At 52.9% G+C, this 5188-nt stretch carries 2 rRNA genes; both read right to left on the minus strand.

The annotated features are described in order from the left end of the window. Positions 1-53 precede the first annotated feature (53 nt). Positions 54-3149 (minus strand): 23S ribosomal RNA (locus tag ACMXX3_RS11670). A 391-nt stretch (positions 3150-3540) separates the two neighbouring features. Continuing rightward, a 16S ribosomal RNA gene (locus tag ACMXX3_RS11675) occupies positions 3541-5068 on the minus strand. Together the 16S and 23S rRNA genes form the textbook arrangement of a ribosomal RNA operon. Positions 5069-5188 lie beyond the last annotated feature (120 nt).

Below are 5188 nucleotides of genomic sequence, written 5' to 3' on the forward strand. Positions count from 1 at the left end.
GGTTGTTATCTCAAAACCATACAGTGGACGCAAACAAACAAGCACTAGCTAAAAAGTGTAAGCCTTCGGACTATTAGTACCAGTCAACTCCACGGGCATTCCCCGCGTCCATACCTGGCCTATCAACCCCATCATCTATAGGGATCCTCACATGACCCAAAGGCCACCAGGAAATCTCATCTCGAAACAGGCTTCCCGCTTAGATGCTTTCAGCGGTTATCCCTCCCGAACGTAGCCAATCAGCCATGCACCTGGCGGTACAACTGACATACCAGAGGTTCGTCCGTCCCGGTCCTCTCGTACTAAGGACAGCCTTTCTCAAATTTCCAACGCGCGCAGCGGATAGGGACCGAACTGTCTCACGACGTTCTGAACCCAGCTCGCGTACCGCTTTAATGGGCGAACAGCCCAACCCTTGGGACCAACTCCAGCCCCAGGATGCGACGAGCCGACATCGAGGTGCCAAACCATGCCGTCGATATGGACTCTTGGGCAAGATCAGCCTGTTATCCCCGAGGTACCTTTTATCCGTTGAGCGACGGCCGTTCCACAACGTACCGCCGGATCACTAGTCCCGACTTTCGTCCCTGCTCGACCTGCCAGTCTCACAGTCAAGCTCCCTTGTGCACTTACACTCAACACCTGATTGCCAACCAGGCTGAGGGAACCTTTGGGCGCCTCCGTTACTTTTTGGGAGGCAACCGCCCCAGTTAAACTACCCATCAGGCACTGTCCCTGACCCGGATCACGGGCCGAAGTTAGACATCCAGAGCGACCAGAGTGGTATTTCAACAACGACTCCACAAACACTAGCGTGCCTGCTTCACAGTCTCCCACCTATCCTACACAAGCCGCACCGAACACCAATACCAAACTATAGTAAAGGTCACGGGGTCTTTCCGTCCTGCTGCGCGAAACGAGCATCTTTACTCGTACTGCAATTTCGCCGAGTTCATGGTTGAGACAGTAGGGAAGTCGTTACTCCATTCGTGCAGGTCGGAACTTACCCGACAAGGAATTTCGCTACCTTAGGATGGTTATAGTTACCACCGCCGTTTACTGGGGCTTAAATTCTCAGCTTCGCCAAAAAAGGCTAACCAATCCTCTTAACCTTCCAGCACCGGGCAGGAGTCAGTCCGTATACATCGTCTTACGACTTCGCACGGACCTGTGTTTTTGATAAACAGTCGCTTCCCCCAATTCTCTGCGACCCATACACGCTCACCACCGCGTAGGTGGATCACGCTCAAGGCTCCCCTTCTCCCGAAGTTACGGGGACATTTTGCCGAGTTCCTTAACCATGATTCTCTCGATCGCCTTAGTATTCTCTACCTGATCACCTGTGTCGGTTTCGGGTACGGGCGGCTAAAACCTCACGCCGATGCTTTTCTCGGCAGCATAGGATCACCAAATCCCCCAAAAACGGGGTCCCATCACGTCTCAGGCCAACACCGGCGCATTTAACAACCGGATACCCTACACGCTTAGACCACGACAACCATCGCGTGGCTTGGCTACCTTCCTGCGTCACACCTGTTAATACGTTTACCTCCAAAAATCGGGTCCTGCAGTCCACCACAAGCTCCCACACCCGAAGGTGCAGGTTACAAACGGCTTCTCACAGTTAGCATCAAAATATCAGTATGGGCGGTTTTTCGCCGGTACGGGAATATCAACCCGTTATCCATCGACTACGCCTGTCGGCCTCGCCTTAGGCCCCGACTAACCCAGGGCAGATTAGCTTGACCCTGGAACCCTTGATCATCCGGCGCACGGGTTTCTCACCCGTGATTCGCTACTCATGCCTGCATTCTCACTCGCATACCCTCCACCACTGGTTTCCACCGCAGCTTCACCGGATACACGACGCTCCCCTACCCAACCAGTCATAAAAACTGATTGCCATAACTTCGGTGGTGTACTTGAGCCCCGCTACATTATCGGCGCAGAATCACTTGACCAGTGAGCTATTACGCACTCTTTCAAGGGTGGCTGCTTCTAAGCCAACCTCCTGGTTGTCTAAGCAACTCCACATCCTTTCCCACTTAGTACACGCTTAGGGACCTTAGTTGATGGTCTGGGCTGTTTCCCTCTCGACAATGAAGCTTATCCCCCACTGTCTCACTGCTACGCTCTCACTTACCGGCATTCGGAGTTTAGCTGACGTCAGTAACCCTGTGGGGCCCATCGGCCATCCAGTAGCTCTACCTCCGGCAAGAAACACGTAACGCTGCACCTAAATGCATTTCGGGGAGAACCAGCTATCACAGAGTTTGATTGGCCTTTCACCCCTATCCACAGCTCATCCCCTCCATTTTCAACTGAAGTGGGTTCGGTCCTCCACGACGTCTTACCGTCGCTTCAACCTGGCCATGGATAGATCACTCCGCTTCGGGTCTAGATCCTGCCACTCAAACGCCCTATTCAGACTCGCTTTCGCTACGGCTTCCCCACACGGGTTAACCTCGCGACAGAACACTAACTCGCAGGCTCATTCTTCAAAAGGCACGCTGTCACCCCAAAAGGCTCCAACGGCTTGTAAGCACACGGTTTCAGGTACTATTTCACTCCCCTCCCGGGGTACTTTTCACCATTCCCTCACGGTACTGATTCACTATCGGTCACTAGAAAGTATTTAGACTTACCAGGTGGTCCTGGCAGATTCACACGAGATTCCACGAGCCCCGTGCTACTCGGGTGGCACACACGCGGTCTAACACATTACGATTACGGGACTCTCACCCTCTCCGGCAGCCCATCCCAAGGCCTTCACCTACATGCTAGAACATCACGTCCATAGTCGGTTGAAACTATGATGCGTACTCCCACAACCCCCATGATGCAACCCTCAACCGGTATCACACACCACAGGTTTAGTCTCTTCCGCTTTCGCTCGCCACTACTCACAGAATCATTAGTTATTTTCTCTTCCTGAGGGTACTGAGATGTTTCACTTCCCCTCGTTCCCTCCAACCAGCCTATACATTCAACTGGTGGTAACAAACCATGACGGCTTGCTGGGTTTCCCCATTCGGACATCCTGGGATCAACGCCCTGTTATCGGCTTCCCCAGGCTTTTCGCAGATTCACACGTCCTTCATCGGCTTCTAGTGCCAAGGCATCCACCGTGTGCCCTTAATAACTTACACACAGATAAAATCAAAGATATTAACCTTGACTAACTAAGTACAAAATCAAAAGTATCAAAGAAACCCAATCATAAGAGATTGAGAAATCTTCATTACATTCGAAGATGCTCGCGTCCACTATACAGTTCTCAAACAACAACCCGATACCACTCAAGGCAACCAGGCAAACAACCTGACTACTACTTTCATGCCGGGAGATCCTGAGAGCAACAAACCAACTGGCTTGTTACCTCAAAACCCAAAAGCGCACCAACACTAAAACAAACTCATCAGCGCAGCACCCACCCCAAAGAGCAAGCACAGCACCAGAACTAACATTCCACCCATGAGCAAACCACCCAAACGACACTCGCGTCCAGCATGGCTCAACCAATATGTTGAAGCTCCTTAGAAAGGAGGTGATCCAGCCGCACCTTCCGGTACGGCTACCTTGTTACGACTTAGTCCCAATCGCCAATCCCACCTTCGACGACTCCCTCCCAAACGGGTTAGGCCATCGGCTTCGGGTGTTACCAACTTTCGTGACTTGACGGGCGGTGTGTACAAGGCCCGGGAACGTATTCACCGCAGCGTTGCTGATCTGCGATTACTAGCGACTCCGACTTCATGGGGTCGAGTTGCAGACCCCAATCCGAACTGAGACCGGCTTTTTGGGATTAGCTCAACCTCACAGTATCGCAACCCTTTGTACCGGCCATTGTAGCATGCGTGAAGCCCAAGACATAAGGGGCATGATGATTTGACGTCATCCCCACCTTCCTCCGAGTTGACCCCGGCAGTCTCCTATGAGTCCCCACCATTACGTGCTGGCAACATAGAACGAGGGTTGCGCTCGTTGCGGGACTTAACCCAACATCTCACGACACGAGCTGACGACAACCATGCACCACCTGTATACCAGCCCCGAAGGGAAACCACATCTCTGCGGCGGTCCAGTATATGTCAAGCCTTGGTAAGGTTCTTCGCGTTGCATCGAATTAATCCGCATGCTCCGCCGCTTGTGCGGGCCCCCGTCAATTTCTTTGAGTTTTAGTCTTGCGACCGTACTCCCCAGGCGGGGCACTTAATGCGTTAGCTACGGCGCGGAAAACGTGGAATGTCCCCCACACCTAGTGCCCAACGTTTACGGCATGGACTACCAGGGTATCTAATCCTGTTTGCTCCCCATGCTTTCGCTTCTCAGCGTCAGTTACAGCCCAGAGACCTGCCTTCGCCATTGGTGTTCCTCCTGATATCTGCGCATTTCACCGCTACACCAGGAATTCCAGTCTCCCCTACTGCACTCTAGTCTGCCCGTACCCACTGCAAACCCGGGGTTAAGCCCCGGGCTTTCACAGCAGACGCGACAAACCGCCTACAAGCTCTTTACGCCCAATAATTCCGGACAACGCTCGCGCCCTACGTATTACCGCGGCTGCTGGCACGTAGTTAGCCGGCGCTTCTTCTGCAGGTACCGTCACTTTCGCTTCTTCCCTGCTGAAAGAGGTTTACAACCCGAAGGCCGTCATCCCTCACGCGGCGTCGCTGCATCAGGCTTGCGCCCATTGTGCAATATTCCCCACTGCTGCCTCCCGTAGGAGTCTGGGCCGTGTCTCAGTCCCAGTGTGGCCGGTCACCCTCTCAGGCCGGCTACCCGTCGTCGCCTTGGTGAGCCGTTACCTCACCAACAAGCTGATAGGCCGTGAGCCCATCTAAAACCAGTACATATCCCTTTCCACCAGCATCCCATGCGGGAACTGGTCGTATCCGGTATTAGACCCCGTTTCCAAGGCTTATCCCAGAGTTAAAGGCAGGTTACTCACGTATTACTCACCCGTTCGCCACTAATCCACCCAGCAAGCTGGGCTTCATCGTTCGACTTGCATGTGTTAAGCACGCCGCCAGCGTTCGTCCTGAGCCAGAATCAAACTCTCCGTTGAAAAAATGAATCGTTTGATGATCTAGTCTCGATTGATTAGCGAACCATTCACCTACGGGGTAGGTGTGGTTCAAGCTGACGAATCTGAAACCAATTGATTATCAAATTCAGTAGGACACCC

Origin of the sequence: Rothia nasimurium, assembly GCF_049068285.1 — a bacterium.
Taxonomy (GTDB): Bacteria; Actinomycetota; Actinomycetes; order Actinomycetales; family Micrococcaceae; genus Rothia; species Rothia nasimurium_I.